Below are 21,726 nucleotides of genomic sequence, written 5' to 3'. Positions count from 1 at the left end.
GTCCAACTCCTTATCCGACGATCGTGTATCCCCCGTCGACGACGAGGGCCTGTCCGGTGATCCAGCTTGCCGCCGCACTGCTGAGAAAGAGCACCGCTCCGGCTGCATCGATCGGCTGGCCATGCCGACCGAGCGGAGTACGGGCGAGCGTCGCTGCGGAATATTCAGGATTTTCTATCGTGGACGCGGCGGTTCGGCTGTGGCTCAGGCCGATCGCGGCGACATTGGCCCGAATGTTGTCCCGTCCCAGGCGCGTGGCGAGGGCCCGTGTTGCGCCGAGGAGCGCGGTCTTGCCTGCGCCATAGCCGGGCACCCACTCGATCGCCATGAACGACGTCACCGAACCGATTCCGATGATCGATGCGCCCCCTGGCAAGCGGCTTTGTGCAAGCTTGTCCTTGCAACGCATGGCGAGACGGAAGCCGCTCGATACGTGAACCTGAAGAGCGCGGTCAAAAACATCCGGATCATATTCGTCCAGCCCTAGATTGAAAAAGGCCAGTCCTGCATTGTTCACCAATATGTCGAGGCGGGGCAGAGATGTGGCCAGCGCATCGATGTTGGCATGATCCTCCACATCGAGCCGATGATAGCTGTAGGCGGACAGATCGTCCGGATATTCCGCCGCGGCAGAGCGAGTACCGGTAATGATGACGTCAGCGCCCGCATCGTGGTAGGCTTTCGCGATCCCGGATCCCAATCCACTGGTGCCGCCCGTCACCAGAACGGTTGCTCCGGAGTAATCGAAAGCGACGTTCGACCATGTCGCACCCATTCAAGCATCTCCCAGACGTTGTTATTTCGCGTTATTATTCGGGCGGACATGGGCCCGCCTTGCCCAAGAACGATTCGCTTGCGGCAAGCCAATTTTCGGTCACATTATTTAATGAAAAAGCACGGTGGCATATAAGTAGAATGGAAATTCAAAAAATCCACAAAATTTCCTTAAAAATCGCCATTTTATGCTTGTAATATTATAATAAGTTTCGTGATTTTATTATAAACGATAAGAGTTATAATTTAAAATATTTAACGCGGACTGCTAGCTCGATAGTCAATAAATTTGTTTCGTCCGAGAAACATTTTTGCCCCATAAAGCAAAACCTGCAAATTGATTTCGTTATCGTTCCCGGCCATAATTGACCGAGACGTCCAAAGGCGCACGACGAGATGGAGAAAGTGGATGCTGCTTGGATCGAGGGCGAGCATACGGACTCGTCTGGAAATGGAACGGTTTGCGTTCGAGTTGATCGACTATGAATGGGAAGCCGGTGCAGAAGTGTATGAGCGCCACGACGATGTGACGCTGCTATGGCGCGCAGAGCCGTTTCGGCTGGAAGTCGCCGGTCGCATTGGTGACAGCCAGATCGAAAATTTCGGACAGCTGATGTTGTTGCCCCCGCATATCCCCCTGCAATCTCACGGGCCGACGCGCATGGCCGGGTCATCTCAGGTGTTGGCGTGTCGTTTCAACCCCAAATGGCTGAGTGAAATCTTCGGCATGAACCCCTCTGCTATTCGAGAAGATCTTTGTATCAGCATGACGAATCCCCATATTGCATATGCGATGCGGCGATCGTGGTCGGCCCTCGTGTCCCCGAGCTTTGCAGGCGCTTTTCTGGCTGAAGGTCTTGCAATGACCATTGCGGCAGATCTGGCGCGGCACCTGTCGGCTGGCGAGAAACTCGGCCGGACGGGCGGAACGTTAACCCGTCGCCAGCTTGTGCTGATTACGGAATATCTCTGCGAGGACGCCAACTGGCCGCCAACAGTCTCGGACCTCGCGGCCGTCGTAAACCTCAGCGAAACCCATTTTCGACGCTTGTTCAAGGCAACAGTGGGCGAAACGATCCACACCTATGTGGAGCGGATTCGCCTCGACCGGGCCAAGCATTTGCTGAGCAGCACCCGGTTGCCGCTGAAAATCATTTCCTATCGTTTGGGATTTGCGCATCCCAGCGCCTTTTCAACGGCTTTCACAAGGCTCGCGGGGCAGTCACCCAAGGCATTCCGCCGCGCGAGCAGCGGCTCATCCTGACGGTCCTGCCTCAAGGGCGTTCGCGCGGGCGGCGCGTGCCCGGTCCGGCTCTGCCGGATTATGGACCGATGGCCCGCCTTCCCATTCTGCGCCCGCGATCGCGTCCACACCAATGGTCATAATGCCAATAACGCGCGTACTTTTCCTACAAGCGCCGGTTTGCGATTTCCAGGGCGCTTTGTAAAATCGGGCTTTTAGGGAAAAGCATATGGACGCGCTTTTTCGTCTGACGGCCATTGAGGATATCAGGGTGCTGAAGGCGCGTTACTGCCGATTTGTCGATAACAAGGACTGGGCGGCGTTTCGTGCCCTGTTCGCTGACGACGCCACGCTGTTTTTTCCCGAAAATTACAATGAGCCTGCGTCGATAAACGACTTTATGCCTGGCGTGGACGTGGCACTCGCCGGATCAGTCACCGTTCATCATATTTTCGCCCCGGAGATCGAAATCCTTTCAGAAGTCAGTGCACGCGGTCTTTGGGCGATGGAGGATGCGCTCTATTTTCCGCCCGATGCGGAGGGGTTTGCCGGGGCATCCGAAATCCATGGATCAGGCCATTATCACGAGACCTATGTACGGCAGGGGGATCGGTGGCTTTTCCAGTCGATCAGATTGAGCCGTTTGCGCCTGGATGTCCGCGCCAAGCCCCGGGCGGTGGGGTGATCCCATCGACCTGATTGCATTCGGCCGGAAGATTGGAGGAGATGATGCCAGGAAAGCCCGATTTTACAGGAGGAATTCTCAATCTGACAGGCGTGCGACCGGGGCAGGCTTTTTCCTATGACGGGCTGAGCTTTCCGAGCATGAACATTTACATGCTGTCCTTTCGGAGCACCTACGATGCGATTGAAAAGCTTATCTTACCGCCGCCGCTCAAGGCCGATCGCGACTTGCCGCCGGACATTCAGATCTGGTATTTTTCAAGCCACGATACTCTGCCGATGGACGGTCGGCCCCTGGATTATCACGGGGTGCAGTTTCGTGCCCGTACAAGCTATGACGGCGTGAAGGGTGCCGCCGGGTGGGAATATATTGACGCGTTGGATGGCGACAAAACCAAAGTCGATATCATGGGCCCCTGGGGCGTCTATTTCGGAATGCTCAAGAAACTGGCGGACATAAGGGTTACGCCCCGCAGCATCGATGAAGTCGAAATCACCGTGGACCGCCGCGGAGTACGTCTCATCACAATGCGCATGCGTATTGGCGCCGAACTGGCGGAGGATGCGGTCGCTCGTATGAACGAGGAAGGGGGCTATGATACGCTCACGGTACGCGAGGTGCCCGACGTCACCTATACCGGTTTCGTTGATCGGAGCGTCTGTCTCTCTCCAACCAAGGGCAGCAACGCGATCGTGAGAGCCTGGGAAGCGCATGACGCGTCCATCAATTTTGGGCATCTGGAGCTAGACCCTCTTGACGAGATTGCCGTGAACAGCAGCCCGCAGGCTATTGCCCTGAAAGGGACGGCGTCGCTTGATACATTTACAAAGATGAAAGTGTTGGCCGCGTTGCCTCTGAATGGCTGAGCCTTAGAACGAAGCGCCATCTCGACCGACGATCAGAAACCCCGGCGCTGGGCGGAGCCGCATGAGCAGGATGCGGAAAGGCCAGCATATTGATAACCGCGTGGGTGAATAAGCGCATACAGAATAAAATGCACAGAAATTATGCGTTCCAAAGAGTCTGCCATCGACCGTTGGAAGCTAAACTGCCCTTCTTAATAAGCGGGTCCAGCGTTGCCATTGGTTGCGCCTGAGAGATCCTATATTGGGGAGAGGGTACATGAAAATGGCATATTCGTGCCGGAATCGGTCCAATACGATACGCATGCTCATGCATGGGTTTTTGGTGTCGTCCGCACTTACCGTCCAACCTGCCATCGCGCAATCGGCTCCCGGATCGGATGCTGACCGGACTGTGCTGGAGGACATCGTCGTTACGGCGCAGAAGCGCAGCCAGAATCTTCAGGACGTGCCTGTCGCAGTAAGCGCGGTCAGTAGCGCCATGCTTGAGTCAGCGAATGTGACCAACGCCACTGATATCAGCCGGCTCGTTCCATCGATCAGCTTTTTCAACACCAGTGGCGCGGTTCAGCCATTCCTGCGGGGCGTGGGTTCGCCCATTTCCCTGGTCGGAGCGGAAAACAGTGTCGCGACCTATATCGACGGGGTCTATATGGTTCGCGTCCATCCGGCTCTGCTGGAACTGACGAATATCGAACGCGTCGAAGTGCTGAAGGGGCCGCAGGGCACTTTGTTCGGGCGAAACGCCAGTGGCGGGCTGGTCCATATCGTAACCCGTACTCCCACTGGGGAGCCGTCGGGCAAATTCTCCGTGGGCTATGGCAATTACGATACGCTTCGGGCCAGTGCCTATGCGTCCCTGGGACTTGCCGAAGGTTTGGCGTTGGATGTCGCGGGCGTAACGCTTTACCAGCGGGACGGCTGGGGCACCAACCGGTTCACCGGTGAAGATTGGGGTAAGCAAAATACGAAGGCCGTTCGCGGGAAACTGCATTGGCAAGGGGACGGCACTTCGCTGGACCTGACCGCCGATTACAGTTCAACGCACCATGATTTTCTGGCGCACAGCCAATATCTGCCCGGCGGTGTGCGCCGGGGATATGATCTGCCCCCTTATGGTCTGCAGCCGATACTGCCGTTCTACGATATCTCGACCAATGACCGGCCGCTCGCCAAGGAAAAGGCGTGGGGCTTGTCGGGCAAGCTGATGCAGGAGCTGCCATTCGCGCAGTTTTCGAGCATCACCGCTTATCGCAAGGACGACAGCCTGATCGTCTTCGATGCGGATTTCAGCGAACAGGACAATCTGGCTGCCGATCTTTTTGGCAAGGTCAAACAATTCTCGCAAGAGTTCCAGCTGGCGTCGTTGTCGTCCAGCAAGGTGCAGTGGATCCTGGGACTTTACTACCTCAACTGGAAAGCCGGTTATGACCCTGGGCGGTTCCGCGGCGGAAGCTTCGGAGGGTTGTATTTCGACGGCGTAGGTATCACGCAAAATAAGTCCTATGCGGCCTATGCGCAAGCAACCGTTCCGTTGGGAGTGGACACCAATGTGACGGTAGGAGCCCGCTATACCCATGACAAGATTTCTGGCCGCGGCAGCAGTACGCTCTACGTGCCAGGCGGCCCTGTCATTCTTCCGGTAACGCCGACACCCTCCGCCAGCGAAACGTTTAAAAAATTCACGTACAAGGTTTCGTTAGACCATAACTTTTCGCGAGATCTCATGGTCTATGCGTCGCAAAGTCGCGGGTACAAGGCGGGTCTTTACAACACGCTCCCTTATGCGCCGCTAGCCGCAAAGCCCGAGGTCGTCGACGCCAGCGAAATCGGTTTCAAATCGCAGGTGGCTGACCGGCGGGTGCGTCTGAATGGGGCCGCTTTCTTTTATAATTTCAAGAATGCGCAGTTCCAGCAGTTCAATGGCCCCACGGTCATCTATGTCAACGCGCCCAAATCTGAAATCTATGGCGCGGAGATGGAAGGGCAGGCCCTTGTCGCCAATAATCTCGAGTTGCGTTTTGGCGCGACCTATCTTCATTCCAAATACAAGAGTTTCCCCAACGCGCAGACCCCCACGCCGAACACCAATACGAACCCGCTTGTAGGACCGGTCGGCGGTTATGGCCCGGCCTTGGTTCCCTTCGACGCTTCGGGAAATCGCATGATCCGCGTGCCGGACTGGACGTTGTCGTTGGGTCTCAACTATACCTTGAAGACGGGTGCCGGGGACTTCAACTTCGATATGAACTGGGCATATAACGACGGGTTTGCGTGGGACGCTGATAATGTTTCCCATCAGAAAGCCTATTCCCTGGTCGATGCGCAGGTCAAATATGGGTTGTCCGGACCGCTGGATGGCGCCGCAATCAAATTCTGGGTCAAGAATTTGACCAAGGAAAAATATTATGCGGCGCAAGTGCAAAGCAGCGGGGCGCGTGGCACGTCGGCGATGCCGGGTGCGCCCCGCACATACGGAGTGGACCTGTCCTTCTCCTTTTGAATTATGAAGGGGGGCACGATGCCCCCCTTTTTCGTGCGCGAAAATAGCGCAGCTATGGAAAATTGATTTCGTCCTTTGTCCAAGGCTGAGTTCGTCAAGGTGTCGGTCGGGCTTCGCAATCAATAGCATCAAGGAGGCCTGCGCCATGCAAAGTACGCATAAGAGCTTCTGCCGTAACTGTACGCACAGCTGCGGCGTAGTTGTTACCGTGGAGAACGGCCGGGCCACCACTGTTAAACCCGATCACGATCACCCGGTGACGGAAGGATATTTCTGCATCAAGGCGCGCGCCAGTCTGGAGCTGCATGAAGGCGGCGACGGGCGTGTCACGGAATGCCTGAAGCGCAGTGGTCACGACGACTGGACGAGACTGGATACGTCGCAGGCGCTCGACGAAATCGGAGACCGACTGAAAGCCATTGTCGAGAAACATGGCCCTCGGTCCGTGGCTGTGTATATGGGGACCGGTGGCTTCTACAACTCGTTAGCGCATCCGCTGGCCAAGGCGTTGCTTCACGAAATTGGCAGTCCCAATTTCTTTTCGTCGGCCTCGGTGGACCAGTCCGCGCGATGGGTTTCGATGATGCGGATGGGCTTCCTTGCATCAGGAAAGCCCAACCCAGCGGACGTGGATGCGCTGATGCTTGTGGGCGCCAACCCGCTCATCTCCCACTGGCTTCCGGCATTCAATCCGGCCAAGCGGCTGCGTGAGTGGTCGCGAAAGGGCACCCGGACAATCGTCGTTGATCCGCGGTACACCGAGACTGCGAAGCTAGCGGACCTTCACCTTCCTCTTCGGCCGGGAGAGGACGTCACTTTGTTCGCGGGCCTTGTCCGGATCGTGCTGGAAAACGGCTGGCAGGATCGGGACTTTTGTGATCGCTATGCCGGACGTCTGGAACAACTGCGCACGGCGGTTGAACCTTACACATTGGATTATGTGCATCGGCGAACACAGGTCACGCCGGACAAACTTGTCGAAGCGGCGCGGATCTTCGCGTGTAGCGGGAAGTCGTTGTTGATTACAGGAACGGGCATAGCGATGGCGCCCCGATCCAATCTCGCGATGCATATGGCCGACACGCTCAATGCGCTGTGCGGGGGCTGGAGGAGGCCGGGGGACTGGGTCAGCAATCCGGGGGTCCTTCTTTCCCGCACCTTTTCCGACACGGTCATAGCGCCGTCCAGGCCCTGGGAGTCCGGCATCCAGTGCCACAGCGCACCGACCGGACTGGTTCAGGGGGAAATGCCGACGGGCGCATTGCCGGATGAGATACTGACCCCCGGAGAAAATCGCATACGCGCGCTTGTCGTCCTGGGAGGCAACCCGCTCAAGGCGCTCGGCCAGCCGGAAAAGACGATGCGGGCATTTCGCGAGCTCGATCTTCTCGTCAGCCTTGACCCCCGCATGAGCGATACATCCCGGCTGTCGCACTACGTGGTGCCGCCGCCCTTGCCGTATGAGCGCCACGATCTGAACTATGTGCTCGATGGCATCGGTTGGTCGACGAAGCCGTTCCTGCAATATGCCGAACCGATTACGGCCCCGCCGCCCCATGTTGTCGATGAGTCCCGCTTTTTCTGGCATGTGGCCGGTCGGATGGGTCTCCAACTGGAATATCGCAAGATCGGTTTATTGGGCCTATATCGCGATGCCGCGCCCGGGTTCCCTTTGGACATGACCAGTCCCCCGCATCCGGAGGACCTTGCCCGCTGGTGGGTAAGGGACACACCTGTGGATTTTGATGAATTGCGCGCCAGCCCCGGCGGTCTGCTCGTCGATGTGCCGGGGCAGGCGGTTGCCGCCAGTCCTGACGATGGTGTCCGGATGGATCTTTGCCCGGACGATATCGCCTGCGAGCTGGCGCAAGTTCATGCCGAACAGCCAGATACAAAAGGGTCCTACAGGCTCGCGACACGCCGTATCCGCGAAACGCTAAATAGCATGTATCGTTCTACCCAGGCCGCAGAACGCAACTTTCCGGTCAATCCCGCCTTTATGAACCCGGACGATATGAAAGACGAGGGGCTGCAGCCCGGCGATCGCATCGTCATCGCGTCGCGGCACGGCTCGTTGCAGGGGACTGTCAGGGAAGACCGAGACCTGGGGCGGGGCACCATATCGATGGCGCAATGCTTCGGTGAGAGTGACCTTGAGCGAGACCCGGATCAAAGGACCGGTAGTTTTACGGGGCGGTTGGTTTCTCTGGAGGAAGACGTGGAGGCAATCAATCATATGCCCGTGCAGACCGGTATTGTGGTCACTATATCAAAATCCGGCCTCTCGTGACGGATGCGTTGTCCACGGGACGCGAGCGGTAGGCAGAGGCGCTGTCTGCTCGGCCCCCTACCGCGTCACGCACCGGAAGGACGACGCATTGTTGATATCTCCCTTGCCCGTGTAGCGGGGCCAGCCGGGATAAATGCATAACGGGCGGGTGCGTCCGGGAACGCCGATCGTATCCACCCCTATCTGGTTTCCGGCGGGATCGATGCCCTTTTCCACCCAGTTTTCGAGCGCGGAAAGCTGGTCCCAACCAAGGTTGAAGGTCGGGCTGATGGAATGACCAAAACCGGGCACCTGATAATAGCGCAGGAAAGACGAGAGCTTAGTGGCGCCCATTGTTTTCACGAGCGCATCATAATAGGCTGCCGTGCCGCGCGATGAAACGAGCAGGTCTTCCGTACCGTGGAGCATCAACACCTTCCCTCCCTTCGCGGCGAAGGGGGCAAGATCATTGTCGCTGCTGTCTGCAACCGATAATTCCGACAGGCGCAGCGCATAGCCGCCACCGTGCACGACGTCGAACGTGAGCGGATCGTAACCGGGGCTGTTGGTAACGGCGTAGCGGATATAGCTTGCGCTCATATGCGCCATCATCGCCATGCTGGGCGATAACGGTGTCGCAGGTTGCTCCGCACCGACAGACATGGCGGACATCATCGGCTGTAGCGGTGAGCCATCAGGAACTCCGCTGTCGGAAAGGAGGATATTGAAGCCCGGAAATCCGGTCGATCCGCTGGCAAGGCTAAACTGAAAACGGAGCGGTGCATCAATGGACTTGAGCGTCGCGATCTGGGCGTTCGAGAGACACGTGTCGCCGGTATCCTGACCATCCGGACACCGCACGGGGATACCGTTGAGCGTCGCTGTCGCCGGATCGAACCGGGTGGAGCACCCTTTGACGTTGGATATGATGCCGTCCTTTGCTCCGTCGAGCGAGTCGCATGCAGCCAGCGCCGCACGGCGCAACACTCCGCGCTTTTCCGGAGTAAGGAAGTGGCCCGGGCCGGATAGGGCCTGTGTCGCTGCGAGCATTCCGAGTAGGGATGTCGTGACATTGCGCGCGGGATAGAGCGAGACCACGCCATCCCAATCGGCGGGCCAGCGTCCCGCCGCCTGCAACGCCTGACGGCCGCCAGTGGAACTGCCCAGGAAATAGGAGCGGAGCGGCTTCCTGCCATAGGCTGCCTGCATCACGGCCACGGCGACGTCCCGGGTTTTCTTGATCGAATCGCCCATCCAGTTGTGCCGGGCTTCGTCGTTGACGAGGAACGCACCATCGGCTGCTGCACCCGGATAGGAGGATTGGTGTCCGGAATCGTCCGCGAACACGGCATAGCCACGAGCAAGCGGGGATAGCGAACCTGGGGCAGCATTTAACAGGTTGCCCGCAACCTCATAAATGGTCCCACCATATCCGGCGCCGCCCATCATCGCTGCCTTGCCGTTCCAGACCCACGGCAGGGCCAGCTTGACTTCAATATTGGGAGCTTGTGGATCGACCGGCATGATCCTGGCGTTCACAAGACAATATTTGCTGGTCGCCGATCCGGGTCCGTCCGCGTCGACGACGGCCGTGCCGACAACCTTGGCTCCCGATGTCGGCAACCCGATACGATCGGCTGGCACGCTCACGCCTCTCAACCGCTCACAGCCGTCGGCGGCAAGGGAAGCAATGTTTTGTGCCGCCGATGGGAGAGGAACGGCGGCCCAGGCGGCGGCAATGAAAACCCATGCCGCCCGTATATGTGTTAGCCTCCAATGGCGCATCGCCACAATCCTCTCCATAGTTTCGACCTTAGCGCTTGCCGCCAAAGCGGATACCCAGCTCGATACCGTAAGTGCGTGGTTCGGAGCAGGTGTCGGTCAATGCCCCGGCAACAAGGGTGTTGGTCGCGCACGCAATCTTGTCGCCAAGGTTTTTGCCGAAGATAGCGACATCCACACCGGATCCAAACAGGTTGCGGGCGGAAACCCGCGCGTCAATCGAACTGCTATGTCCCGTATCCACGGTCGTCGTCGCATTTGTGAGGGGCTTTGCCCGATAATAATAGCTGACGGTTGCACCGATCGATTCCACCGGTCCGTTGACCGGAATATCGAGCTGCGCCGTCGCGCCATAGGTTTCGGGAAAAACGCCAGCCACGTTCTGACCACTGATATCGAGATTGACGCCCGGTACGACAAACCGGTCATATTTTGCGCGAATCTTGCTGTAGAAGCCCGAGAGCTGAAGCCAGCGTGTCGGCGCGGCGTTGACCTCGATTTCAAAACCCTTGATGGTTGCCTTGCTCGACAATCCCGTCAACGGATCTGTATTGAGCACGATGACCGTCACGTCACCGGACGATGGGTTGATCGACACCGTCGATGTCTGAATATTGTCGTATTTGGAGCGGAACACCGCGATATTGGTTCGAACGGGCATCGAGCCGACCTTCCAGTCCGCCTTAAGCCCGCCTTCAATATCTGTCACGATTTCCGGAGAATAGGAGGCCAGAGCCGGGTTCGATTCAAAATTGTTGAAACTCCCGGTCTTGTAACCCCGGCGCGTGGCAACATAGGTCAGAATTCGGTCTGTGATTTTCCAATCCACCGAAGCATTGATATTATAATCCTTGAAGCTTTTTTTCAGGAAGCGCGTGCATGTTGTTAGATCGGTATTGGGATACGGAACAGGTCCTGTAGTCGGAACCGGCAAAGTCTGCAGCCCGCATTGCTGAACGGGTGCCCCCTGAAATACAGTGGTTTTGATCGACCTGTCGTCCCACGTATAGCGATATCCTGCTGTGACCGTCACGCCGCGCAACAGATCGGAGAGATCATAACTTGCCTGCGCGAACAGTGCCTTGGACACGAAATTCGTGCGGGCGCGGGTGGTCTTGGGTGTTGATAGCGACAGGGGGAGGGGAAACAGCGTCGTCGTCTGCGACTGATTGCCCTTGTCCTTGCTGTAAACGCCGCCGATCCGCCAGTTCAACCGATCGGAGAACAGCGTGCCGTAAATCTGCGTCTCGACGTAGGTTGTCTGGATATGATCGTCGTAGAAGGAGTCAATGACGCGGGCGGGAGTACCGTCATAGTCGCGGTTCCACCCCACATTGACATCTCCATAATAGAGAATGTTGCGCAGATTGATGCCGCCCAGTTTCAGGGTCAGCGAATTCGTGATGGAGTCGCGGTCTACGTCGTCGCGGTGCGGATCGTCCGCGACCGTGCGGTGTGAAGACAACGCCTGCTGCTGCAGAAAATAGGGCAGGATGTTGTCTGTACCCAGGATCGTGCTGAACGGCGGCTGATAGAGGCAGGTCGGAGCCGGCGTCGTCGGACCGGTGCACGGCGTCGCGAGCGCCGTGATGCGCTGAGGGTTGCGATTCTCGCGAACCCTGTAATGCGTGAACTGCGTATAATTTTCGACGACGGAACTGGGCTCCCAGAGAACGCTGGCACGGAGCGCGCCGTTATGGCGGTTCTCAAAGTCGAGCGACGGCACCGTCACGCTTCTGATATAGCCGTCGCGTCGTTCAAGCTGGCCCGCCACGCGCACTGCCAGATGCGGCGTCACCGGAATATTGAGCGCACCTTCCGCGCGCCGTTCGTCCAAATTGCCATAACGGAGTGTCGCGTAACCACCCAGATTTTCAGGATCCGGGCGTGAAGAGAAAAACAGGACCGCGCCTCCGGTGCTGTTGCGGCCAAACAATGTACCTTGTGGACCCTTTAGTTGCTGCAATGATTGCAGATCAAACAGCCCATATACGAGGGTACGGGCGTCTATCGGAACTTCGTCTATATAGGTGATCACCGCGGGGTCGACGCCGAAGCCGCCAAAAGAACCACGGATGGTAAAGTCCTGCTGCCCTGTGGCGCCCTGCTGAATTTGGAGCGACGGCACGAGCCTTTGAATATCGCTCACCGATGAGGCGGCCGCCTGTCTGAGCCTGTCACCCTCCACCGTGGAGACGGCCAGCGGTACAGCCTGCTGGTTCTCGGAAGTCCTGCGAGCCTGGACGATGATATCCGGGATCCATTCGTCCGTTTCGCCATTGCGCTCCGCAACTGTGCCGCTGCTTGGCGTAGACTGAGCCCATCCGGACTGCATCGCGCATTGCTCGGCTAATATGGCCCCCAGTAGCAGCCGGGTCGCCAGCTTCCATTGTCCCTTCCATCCGTTTTCCATTAACCCCTCCCATGATTCCGTTGCTTACTTATTGGTAGGCTTGAGCGTTCAGGCCGCTCCGATGGATCCTTTCATGAAGGCGCATTTCGGCCAAAATGAAAGCTCCACCCTAGGAATATCAGCATTTTTCGTTCAAAAAGTTGTTTTGAGTAATTTTTTGTTCTGAAGATAAAGCGACAACTTATCCGCAAAATATACCATTTGGTATATGTCTATCAATCCCGAACTTACTCGCGGCTGCTTCGGTGGGCTTCCTTGTCTTATTGTGGGGGTGGTTTGAGGTAAGGGCTGGGATTCAGGTTGTTCCGTGGAGCGGGCCCCGGGGCAGAAGGCATCTGAATGCCTTAGACTTGCGGGCATTTTATGCTCTTTGATCTTTGGCTCTCAGCGAGCGCGTGACGATCTCGGCAGCTTGCTTTGTATGGTGTCACAGCCCGGAGAAGTGGGCGGTTTCGGCGCAGCTTGATCTGCAGGCTAGTCGGAGCGACTGGATCCGCGATTACTCCCTCGGACCCGGCGATTTATTTCTTAAGAAAACCGACTGGTAAGTATTATGCAACGGCCTTCGCTTTCCGTTAGGCTGACCTCAAGCCGGGTGGAGGCGGGCGACAAGGGCCGGATGGACCATGACTGGGTCTGGCTTCAAGAGCCGTCCGGCTTATTCCTTTTGGGTTTGAAAGGTCGGCTTGCGCTTCTCGCGGAAGGCTCGGAGGGCTTCCAGATGGTCCGCCGACATATTGGTGACGCTTTCATAGCCTAGCCCTACGTCCATTACCGCTCCGGCCATGGCGCGCAGCGCGACATTGATCGTCATTTTGGTGTAGCGTAGGGCCTGTTGCGGAGCTTTGGCCAAGCGGTCTGCGAAGGCGTCTACCGATGCATCGAGTTCCGTGCGCGCAACGGCGTGGTTTACCAGGCCGATGCGGGCCGCTTCCGCCGCCCCGATCCGGTCGCCGGTAAACAAATATTCCTTTGCGCGGGCGAAACCGATCAATTGGGGCCAGATCAGGGCGGCGCCATCGCCAGCGACCATGCCGATGTTCACATGCGGGTCGGCGATATAGGTGTCATCGGCGATAAAGCTGATGTCGGATAACACGGCAATTGTCGCTCCGAGGCCAACGGCCGGACCATTTATCTTGGCGATGATCGGCTTTTCGCAATCAATCATTCCATAGACGATCTGCTTCGCTTCCCGTACCGTTTGCTCGAACATGAAGGGCCGACGGGCGGCGTCTTCCTGCCAATCAAGGTCGCCGCCCGCGCTGAATGCCCGCCCGGCGCCCGTCAGGATGATCAGATCGCTTTCCGCGTCATGGGTGGCCAGCGAGATTGCGTGTGGGAGCTCCGTATGCATCTGCGCATCGAACGCATTCAGACGGTCTGGCCGGTTGAGCGTGATCGTCAGCGTCCGGTCGCGCCGGGTCATCAGCAGCGTATCAAAATTCATGGTGATGCCTTTCGTTGTGATCGAATGTATACCAAACGGTAAAATCACACAGTCAAATCGTCTTTTCGCTTTAAAAGGAGATTTTGTTGCGTAAAGAGATGTTCCATCCTGCTCGCTCGGTTTGGCCGGGATGCGACCATGTCAGGGAATGAATGGACCCCAATGCCCAAGGCAGCCCCCACGGAGATTGCAACTTTAGACCGCCCAGCCTTCGAGGCCAAAAGGATGCAAATTCTGCACAAGGTCGCACTCGCATTTGCTGCGGATGGTTACCACCAGACGTCCGTCAACAGCCTCGCAGAGCGGATCGGCGTTTCGAAGCCTGTCCTCTATTATTATGCTAAAAACAAAGATGACCTGCTGTTTCAGTGCATGATGGTTACCCATGTCGAGCTGATGGAGGTTATCGAAAGTGCGCGCCGCACAAAGATGAGTGCGGTTGGCAGGATTGCGAGCTTTTTCGTGTCCTATACGGAAGTGATGTGCGGGGATTTTGGCCGTTGCGTCGCGTTGGTTGATCATAAGGCGCTGAGCCCCGATACGGGTGCCAAGGTGGTTACAATGCTGCGCAAGATCGAGCGGGCGGTGGCGGACATGATCAGCGAAGGACACACGGATGGGTCGGTCGCACCGTGTGATCCGCTCTTGGCTGCAAGGGCGCTGTTCGGAGCGTTCAACGGAATACCGCGGTGGTTCAACAACGAAGGGTCTCTTCGTCCACGCGAAGTGGCAGAGGCCTATCTCGACATTGTTTTGCGCGGCCTTCAACGAAGCTAGCTCTTCGCCGTCAGTATAGGCTCACGTGCGGCGGTATAAGCGCTGATTACGACAATCGGAATCGGTTGACAGCCCCAGTTCGCGCATTTATTGAAGACCCTACCGAACGGTAGATATAGGGTTCTGTATTTGTCAAAAGTCTCATGGATTGGCGAAGATCTTGTCATGCTACAAGACAGCGTCGCGCGATTTATCGCGACCGAGCTTCTGCCAAAGGCGGAGCAGTGGGAGCGTGAGCGGCAAATAGACAGGGCGTCCTGGGCAAAGGCGGGGCAGGCGGGCCTTCTGGGCGCCAGTATCCCCGAAGAATTTGGGGGAAGTGGCGGTACGCTGGCGCATGAAGCGGTGATCCAGCATGAGCTCGCCCGGGCCGGTCTGGCGGGCAGTTTCGGGATCGCGCATGGCATCCATTCGGCCATCGTGGCCCATTATATTCTGAGTTACGCTACCCCGGCGCAAAAGGAGCGCTGGCTGCCCGATATGGCAAGCGGGCGCAGCGTCGCCGCCATCGCGATGACGGAACCCGGCGCGGGGTCGGATCTGCAAGCGATCCGCACGAAGGCGGTGGCCGAAGGCAATGGCTATCGCCTGAACGGGCAGAAGACCTTCATCAGTAACGGTCAGACGGCGAATCTCATCTGCGTCGTCGCGAAGACGGACAATGCCAAGGGTACCGGGAGCATGTCTCTGCTCATGGTCGAGGCGGACAAGGTCGACGGATTTCGGCGCGGGCGCAATCTGGAAAAGCTGGGGTTGCACGGTCAGGACACATCGGAGCTGTTCTTCGATGACGTGTTCGTCCCCGCCGACAATCTGCTGGGCGGAGAGCCGGGGCAGGGCTTCGGACAACTCATGTCCCAGCTGGCGTGGGAGCGGCTGATGATCGCGCTGAATGCCCAGACCAATATGGAGCGGGCAGTCGAATTGACGATCGAATATGTCAAGGATCGCAGCGTTTTTGGCGGGCGGCTGATGGACCAGCAGAACACGCAGTTTGTGCTTGCGGATGCCAAGACACAGGCCGCGGTGGGGCGTGAATTCGTGGACGCGCTCATGGTGCGGCTGCTCGACGGCGAGCTGGACGCAACGACGGCGGCGATGGCGAAGCTCTGGACCACCGACACGGCGTTCCGGGTGATCGACGGCTGTCAGCAGATGTTCGGCGGATATGGATATATGCAGGAATATCCCATCGCGCGGCTGTTCGCCGACGCACGTGTGGCCCGCATTTACGGCGGTGCCAATGAAATCATGAAACGGATCATCGGGCGCTCCCTCTGAGCGGGGCGGCAAGGAGAAAGTCGTGAATATCAAAGCCAGAGTAGCGGGTGTCGGCATGATACCCTTCAAGAAACCCGGCCAGTGCGAAGACTGGGATGTCATGGCCGAAAAAGCCACACGGCTCGCGCTGGAAGATGCAGGCTTGTCCTACGACCAGATCCAACAGGCCTATGTCGGCTATGTGTACGGCGATTCTACAGCGGGCCAGTCTGCCCTTTATCGTGTCGGGATCACGGGCATTCCGATCGTCAATGTCAACAACAACTGCTCGACGGGATCGACCGCCCTGTATCTGGCCCGCCAGATGGTGGCTGCCGGTGTTGCGGACTGTGTGCTGGCGCTGGGTTTCGAGCAGATGGTGCCTGGAGCACTGGGCATGATTTTCAATGACCGGAAGCGCACGCTCGATTTCCATCTGACGAAGCAAACGGAAATTCAGGGGTGGGACGATGCGGCGCCGATGGCGGCGCAGCAGTTCGGCGGCGGTGGGGTGGATCACCAGCAACGCTATGGAACGAAGAACGAAACCTTTGGCATGATTTCGGTCAAGGCCCGCAGGCATGCCGCCAACAACCCGTTGGCCATCTTTCGCGATCCGCTGACGCTGGAAGAGGTGATGGAATCCAAGCCGCTTTATGGGCCGCTGACCCGCTTTCAGGCGTGCCCGCCGACATGTGGCGCGGCGGCGGCCGTACTGGTGTCGCCCGCCTTCGCCAAGAAGCATGGGCTGGATGCGTCGGTGGAGATCGTCGCCCAGTCGATGACGACCGACTATGCGCAGACATTCGAGGGCCGCTCCATGATGAGCGTCATCGGGTTCGACATGGCCAAGGAAGCCGCGCGGCAGGTGTATGAGGAAGCGGGCGTCGGTCCCGATGATGTTCAGGTCGTTGAGCTTCATGACTGCTTCACGGCGAACGAGCTGATCACCTATGAGTCGCTCGGCCTTTGCCCCGAGGGTGGAGCGGAAGCCTACATCCTCGACGGGCAGAATACCTATGGTGGGAAACACGTCACCAACCCCTCCGGCGGCCTACTGTCCAAGGGGCATCCGCTTGGCGCGACCGGACTGGCGCAATGCTATGAACTGACTCATCAGCTTCGCGGCTCGGCGGACAAGCGGCAGGTCGACAAAGTACAGCATGCGCTTCAGCATAATCTGGGCTTGGGCGGCGCGTGCGTCGTCACTATGTACGGCAAAGCGAACTGACCATGGCCATCGATCGCAGCCATATCGGCGTGGTGTCGGAGCCGAGGGAAATCGATGTGGAGAAAGGGCAGCTACGCTTCTTCGCGAAGGCGACGGGCGAAATTAACCCCGTTTATTTCGATGAAGAGGCCGCTCGTGCCGCCGGTCATCCGACCATCCCCGCTCCACCGACGTTTCTCTTTTCGTTGCAGCTTGGCGCACCCGCCAAGCGAGGCGATATCTTTGACCCCGAAAACGGGATTGGCGTCGATGTCCGTCGCATTCTGCACGGCGAGCAGCGCTTTACCTATCACCGGCCCATCTACGCTGGGGATCGGATGACGCTTACGACCACGACCACCGACATTTACGACAAGAAGGGCGGGGCGCTGGAGTTCATCACGCAAAAGACGCAGGGCGTGAATGCTGCGGGTCAATTATGCGTGGAAATGCAGGTCGTGACGGTGGTGCGCAATGGTTAGCCCCGTTCAATATGTCGACACGGCCGCGTTGGCAGTCGGTGATCGTTTGCCCGACCATGCGATGGGGCCTCTCAACCGTGGAACCTTGGCGCTCTTCGCCGGTGCCTCGAACGATCATGTGCCGCTGCATATCGACAGCGACTTCGCAAAAGCCGCCGGGATGCCCGATGTGTTCGGGCACGGAATGCTCTCGATGGCGTACCTTGCCCAGATGATCACGCACTGGGTACCGCAGGAGCGCCTCCGAACGTGGAATGTGCGCTTCATGGCCATCACGCCGCTGTATGCCACGGTCATATGTCGCGGCGAGGTGACGGAGATATTTACCGACAATGGCGAGCGGCTCGCGCGCCTGTCGATAGGCTCCTGGATCGATGACGCCACGCAAACGCTGGGCGGCGAAGCCATCATTGCTCTGGATTAATACGAGGATAAAAATGGGTAAGCTCGACAAGAAAGTGGCGCTGATATCGGGTTCGGGCCGGGGGATCGGCAGAGCGCTTGCGCTCAAGCTGGCGTCAGATGGTGCGAAGATTGTGGTGAATGATCTGGATGACGCCCCGGCTGCCGAGGTCGTTGCCGCGATCAAGGCTGCGGGCGGCGATGCGGTCGCGTGTGTCGGCAATGTCACCGCACCGGACTTTGGCGAGCGCTTCGTTCAGACGGCATTGGACACGTTCGGGGGACTCGACATCATTGTCAATAACGCCGGGTATACGCGTGATGGCGTGATCCAGAAGCAGACCGACGAGCAGTTTCAGGCCATGCTCGATGTGCATGTCGTGGCTCCCTTCCGAATACTGCGCGCGGCGTCCGAATATCTTCGCGTACAAGCCAAAGTGGAGGCCGCTGAGGGGCGAGAGGTTATCCGCAAGGTCGTCAACATCTCTTCAATGGCGGGCACCCATGGCAATGCGGGCCAGATCAACTATTCGTCTGCGAAGGCAGCACTTGTCGGCATGACCAAGACCATGTCGAAGGAGTGGGGGCGCTACAAGGTCTGCGTGAATTGCGTGGCCTTCGGGTTCATCGAGACCCGGCTCACCAAGGCGATGGATAATCCCGAAACAAAAATCGAGATCGAGGGCAAGGCCATTCAGGCAGGCGTACCGGGGGCTGTTCTCGAAAATCTCAAGCACATGGTTCCGCTGGGCAGGGCTGGCCATGCAGAGGAGGCGGCGGGCGGCGTCTATCTGATGTGTATCCCGGAAAGCGATTACATCAGCGGTCAGGTCCTCATTGTTGGCGGCGGCATCAGCATATGACGGCTGTGCGGCCCGGCAGAGACGTCCGGCTGTGTACTCCATGCCGGGGATGACGATCGACCTGAAGGGAAAGGTCGCGCTTGTCACCGGCGCGGGCAGTGGCATCGGACTTGGTATTGCGCGTGGATTACTGGCGGCGGGTGCTACGGTCGCGATCAACGATATCGTCGTCGAGTCCGCCGAGGCGCGGGCGGAAGAACTGGGCGACCGAGCGTTCGCGCTGCCCGGTGACGTTACGTCCGAAGCAAGCGTGGCGGAAATGATGGGGCGGATCGAGCGCTCTCATGGTCTCGATTGCCTGATTAACAATGCAGGCATTCCCGAGCCTCTTATGGCCATCACACGACAAAACCCTCAAGACTGGCAACGCGTGATGGATGTCAATCTCAAAGGGGCGTATCTCATGAGCCGGGCCGCAGCGGAAAGTTTCAAAAAGCGGCGGTCGGGGAATATTGTCAACATAGCGTCGATCGCCGGGATGACAGGTTTTCCTGGCTCGCACGCCTACGGCGTTTCGAAGGCAGCTCTCATCATGTTGACCAAGACTTTGGCTTGTGAACTTGCCCGCTACACCGTGCGCGTCAACGCTGTTGCGCCAGGGGTGATTGAAGCGCCGATGCTGGGGCATATGACCGGATCAGGCGGCACAACCGACAGTGTTGCGGCGCGCGTGCCGCTGGGGCGGGTTGGGAAGCCGGAGGATATTGCGAACGCGGTCGCCTTTTTGTGCTCGGATTTCGCGGCCTACATTACCGGAGCGGTCCTGCCGGTTGATGGCGGCTGGACCGCCTTTGGCGGCGTCGGCGATGCGGCGAGGCTCTCATGACCTTCGCGGCGTCCTCCGATAGCAGCGCTGGACCCCTCACCGGTTTGCGCGTTGTGGAGTTGACCGGAATCGGGCCGGGTCCGCATTGCGCAATGCTGCTTGCCGATCTCGGTGCCGAGGTTCTCAGGATCGACCGTCCGGGCGGCAATGGATGGCCGAACCCGGTTGTCGACAGGGGACGGCATTCCATTGAACTGGATCTCCATGCCCCGGCTGGCCGGGAGCGATGCCTTGCCGCTCTGGATAAGGCCGACATACTGATCGAAGGCTATCGCCCCTGTGTCATGGAACGGCTCGGGCTGGGGCCGGATGTCGTGCTCGCCCGTAATCCCAAACTCGTTTACGGACGAATGACCGGCTGGGGACAGACTGGCCCCCGGTCCGCCAGAGTGGGGCATGATATCAACTTCATTGCCCTGACGGGCGCTCTTGCGGCCATGGGGAAAGCCGACGAACCGCCGTTGCCGCCCTTGAACCTGGTGGGCGATTTCGGAGGCGGATCGATGATGCTCGCCTTCGGCATCATGGCGGCTCTGTGGGAACGCGAGCGATCGGGCCTGGGCCAGGTTATCGATGCCGCGATCATCGACGGGACATCTTCGCTGATGGCGTTGTTGGTCGGTGCCCATGCTGCCGGTGCCATCTCGCTGGAACGCGATCGCAACCTGCTTGCCGGAGTGGCTCCCTTCTACCGCTGTTATCGTTGTGCGGACGGCAAGGACGTGGCCATCGGTGCAATCGAGCCGCCCTTCTATGCCGAACTGATCCGCCGCATGGGAGCGCCGTCGCACCTTGTAGATGAACAGGGCGCAACGGAGAAATGGGGAGCGCACTGCCAAATTCTGGAAGCGATTTTTCTCCAGCGAACGCGAGCCGAATGGCAGGAGTTGCTGGACGATCACGACGTCTGTTTTACGCCCGTGCTGACGGTGGGAGAGGCCATGGTTGATCCGCATATTGTGTCTCGTGGTGGGTATAGGGATGTCGGTCCTTGCACCCAGAACGCACCGGTCCCGCGATTTTCCCGAACGCCCGGTGCGATCGGCAAAGCCGGCGATGGCGAAAAGCTTTTGCAGAAGTGGAGCCAGGGATGAGCGGCAAGGGTGCCCAGTCCACACATCATAACGACGGCGCGGACCGGACGGCGCACGATGACGTTCTCCTCCTTACGGAGGGCGATCTCTCGATCATCCGACTCAACCGGCCTCATGCACGAAATGCGTTCGGAGCCCGTTTTCGTCACCAGCTCGCCGACGCGGTCAACCGGGCCAATGACGATGCCGATACCCGCGTGGTCATCATCGAGGCAGCAGGTGCGGGTTTCTCGGCGGGCGCCGATTTATTAGAAGACCTGCCCGAGGATTTCGATGCCGGCCGGGAAATTGAAGAGCGGATAAAGCCGACCTTCATGGCAATTATGAACGCGCCAAAGCCATATATAGCGGCGGTAAACGGGGGTGCCGTGGGCGTCGGCTGCGGGCTTGCGATGGCATGTGACCTCACGCTCATGGCGTCCGATGGATTTTTTCTGTTTGCCTTTGCTGGCCTCGGGCTTGCGCCGGATGGGGGAACGAGCTGGCACCTCGTCCGGCAGATAGGCCGTAAGAGGGCGTTCGATATCTTGACCGGCGGTCAGCGCATAACTGCGCAAGAGTGCCATGCTTTGGGTCTCGTAAATGCGGTTGTGGCCCCCGACGAGCTGTCGAAAGCCGCCAGGGAGCGCGCGCGCAATCTCGCCGACAAGCCGTGGCGGGGAGTGGCCTTTGCGAAACAGGCTGTCGGGCAAGCCGCATTGTTGAGCGTGGGCGACCTGATGTCCCTTGAAGCTCGATTGCAAAGCGAGGCTTTTGCCAGCGAGGAATTCAGGGCGGCGGCGCAAGCATTTCGTTCCGCCCGGCCATGAAGTGATCTGGTTACGCTTACG

General features: G+C 58.5%; 18 protein-coding genes. 14 read left to right on the top strand and 4 right to left on the bottom strand.

Annotated elements, in window-relative coordinates; genetic code table 11:
* Nucleotides 1-10 precede the first annotated feature (10 nt).
* Nucleotides 11-775: an SDR family NAD(P)-dependent oxidoreductase gene (locus tag FHS92_RS15310; protein ID WP_184081619.1), complete on the bottom strand. Its 765-nt coding sequence runs from the start codon at nucleotides 773-775 to the stop codon at nucleotides 11-13.
* 408 nt (nucleotides 776-1,183) lie between these two features.
* On the opposite strand from FHS92_RS15310, the gene FHS92_RS15305 reads away from it, so the two are divergent.
* The 5 genes from FHS92_RS15305 to FHS92_RS15285 all read left to right on the top strand — a co-directional run bounded on the left by FHS92_RS15305 (nucleotide 1,184) and on the right by FHS92_RS15285 (nucleotide 8,358).
* Complete coding sequence (locus FHS92_RS15305; protein ID WP_221231106.1) at nucleotides 1,184-2,038, top strand: helix-turn-helix transcriptional regulator; 855 nt, start codon at nucleotides 1,184-1,186, stop codon at nucleotides 2,036-2,038.
* A gap of 208 nt (nucleotides 2,039-2,246) precedes the next feature.
* The gene (locus FHS92_RS15300; protein ID WP_184081617.1) at nucleotides 2,247-2,702 is read left to right on the top strand and encodes a nuclear transport factor 2 family protein; all 456 of its coding nucleotides are present in this window, start codon (nucleotides 2,247-2,249) and stop codon (nucleotides 2,700-2,702) included.
* A gap of 41 nt (nucleotides 2,703-2,743) precedes the next feature.
* Complete coding sequence (locus tag FHS92_RS15295; RefSeq protein ID WP_246352056.1) at nucleotides 2,744-3,568, top strand: acetoacetate decarboxylase family protein; 825 nt, start codon at nucleotides 2,744-2,746, stop codon at nucleotides 3,566-3,568.
* 322 nt (nucleotides 3,569-3,890) lie between these two features.
* On the top strand, nucleotides 3,891-6,068 hold the full coding sequence (locus tag FHS92_RS15290) for a TonB-dependent receptor domain-containing protein (protein ID WP_184081615.1): 2,178 nt from the start codon (nucleotides 3,891-3,893) through the stop codon (nucleotides 6,066-6,068).
* A gap of 145 nt (nucleotides 6,069-6,213) precedes the next feature.
* Entirely contained in the window at nucleotides 6,214-8,358 is a 2,145-nt protein-coding gene (locus tag FHS92_RS15285) for a molybdopterin-containing oxidoreductase family protein (RefSeq protein WP_184081614.1), read from the top strand.
* A 57-nt stretch (nucleotides 8,359-8,415) separates the two neighbouring features.
* Here the strand turns inward: FHS92_RS15285 and FHS92_RS15280 are convergent, their stop codons facing one another.
* The 3 genes from FHS92_RS15280 to FHS92_RS15270 all read right to left on the bottom strand — a co-directional run bounded on the left by FHS92_RS15280 (nucleotide 8,416) and on the right by FHS92_RS15270 (nucleotide 13,982).
* Nucleotides 8,416-9,981 (bottom strand): tannase/feruloyl esterase family alpha/beta hydrolase, encoded by a 1,566-nt coding sequence (locus FHS92_RS15280; RefSeq protein ID WP_221231105.1) that lies wholly within the window; start codon nucleotides 9,979-9,981, stop codon nucleotides 8,416-8,418.
* A 169-nt stretch (nucleotides 9,982-10,150) separates the two neighbouring features.
* On the bottom strand, nucleotides 10,151-12,532 hold the full coding sequence (locus FHS92_RS15275) for a TonB-dependent receptor (protein WP_184081613.1): 2,382 nt from the start codon (nucleotides 12,530-12,532) through the stop codon (nucleotides 10,151-10,153).
* 658 nt (nucleotides 12,533-13,190) lie between these two features.
* On the bottom strand, nucleotides 13,191-13,982 hold the full coding sequence (locus FHS92_RS15270) for an enoyl-CoA hydratase-related protein (RefSeq protein WP_184081612.1): 792 nt from the start codon (nucleotides 13,980-13,982) through the stop codon (nucleotides 13,191-13,193).
* 225 nt (nucleotides 13,983-14,207) lie between these two features.
* On the opposite strand from FHS92_RS15270, the gene FHS92_RS15265 reads away from it, so the two are divergent.
* The 9 genes from FHS92_RS15265 (at nucleotide 14,208) to FHS92_RS15225 (ending at nucleotide 21,705) form a co-directional block, all read left to right on the top strand.
* The gene (locus FHS92_RS15265; RefSeq protein ID WP_184081611.1) at nucleotides 14,208-14,759 is read left to right on the top strand and encodes a TetR/AcrR family transcriptional regulator; all 552 of its coding nucleotides are present in this window, start codon (nucleotides 14,208-14,210) and stop codon (nucleotides 14,757-14,759) included.
* 165 nt (nucleotides 14,760-14,924) lie between these two features.
* The gene (locus FHS92_RS15260) at nucleotides 14,925-16,040 is read left to right on the top strand and encodes an acyl-CoA dehydrogenase family protein (protein ID WP_184081610.1); all 1,116 of its coding nucleotides are present in this window, start codon (nucleotides 14,925-14,927) and stop codon (nucleotides 16,038-16,040) included.
* A 22-nt stretch (nucleotides 16,041-16,062) separates the two neighbouring features.
* The gene (locus tag FHS92_RS15255) at nucleotides 16,063-17,250 is read left to right on the top strand and encodes a thiolase C-terminal domain-containing protein (protein ID WP_184081609.1); all 1,188 of its coding nucleotides are present in this window, start codon (nucleotides 16,063-16,065) and stop codon (nucleotides 17,248-17,250) included.
* Between the two features lie 2 nt (nucleotides 17,251-17,252).
* Nucleotides 17,253-17,711: a MaoC family dehydratase N-terminal domain-containing protein gene (locus FHS92_RS15250; RefSeq protein WP_184081608.1), complete on the top strand. Its 459-nt coding sequence runs from the start codon at nucleotides 17,253-17,255 to the stop codon at nucleotides 17,709-17,711.
* Nucleotides 17,704-18,135 carry a MaoC/PaaZ C-terminal domain-containing protein gene (locus FHS92_RS15245; RefSeq protein WP_184081607.1) on the top strand — a complete coding sequence of 144 codons (432 nt, stop codon included), beginning with the start codon at nucleotides 17,704-17,706 and terminating at the stop codon, nucleotides 18,133-18,135. The genes FHS92_RS15250 and FHS92_RS15245 overlap by 8 nt, the downstream gene beginning before the upstream one ends.
* Before the next feature lie 13 nt (nucleotides 18,136-18,148).
* Nucleotides 18,149-18,976 carry an SDR family NAD(P)-dependent oxidoreductase gene (locus tag FHS92_RS15240; RefSeq protein WP_184081606.1) on the top strand — a complete coding sequence of 276 codons (828 nt, stop codon included), beginning with the start codon at nucleotides 18,149-18,151 and terminating at the stop codon, nucleotides 18,974-18,976.
* Nucleotides 18,977-19,016: 40 nt separating this feature from the next.
* Nucleotides 19,017-19,802 carry an SDR family NAD(P)-dependent oxidoreductase gene (locus FHS92_RS15235; RefSeq protein WP_184081605.1) on the top strand — a complete coding sequence of 262 codons (786 nt, stop codon included), beginning with the start codon at nucleotides 19,017-19,019 and terminating at the stop codon, nucleotides 19,800-19,802.
* Entirely contained in the window at nucleotides 19,799-20,896 is a 1,098-nt protein-coding gene (locus FHS92_RS15230) for a CaiB/BaiF CoA transferase family protein (RefSeq protein WP_184081604.1), read from the top strand. Before FHS92_RS15235 ends, FHS92_RS15230 begins: the two co-directional genes overlap by 4 nt.
* A complete protein-coding gene (locus FHS92_RS15225; RefSeq protein ID WP_184081603.1) occupies nucleotides 20,893-21,705 on the top strand; it encodes an enoyl-CoA hydratase/isomerase family protein in 813 nt (270 codons plus the stop codon). Before FHS92_RS15230 ends, FHS92_RS15225 begins: the two co-directional genes overlap by 4 nt.
* Nucleotides 21,706-21,726 lie beyond the last annotated feature (21 nt).

Origin of the sequence: Sphingobium subterraneum (assembly GCF_014199435.1) — a bacterium.
GTDB classification, from domain to species: domain Bacteria; phylum Pseudomonadota; class Alphaproteobacteria; order Sphingomonadales; family Sphingomonadaceae; genus Sphingobium; species Sphingobium subterraneum.
This window is presented reverse-complemented; position numbering and strand designations above follow the sequence as displayed.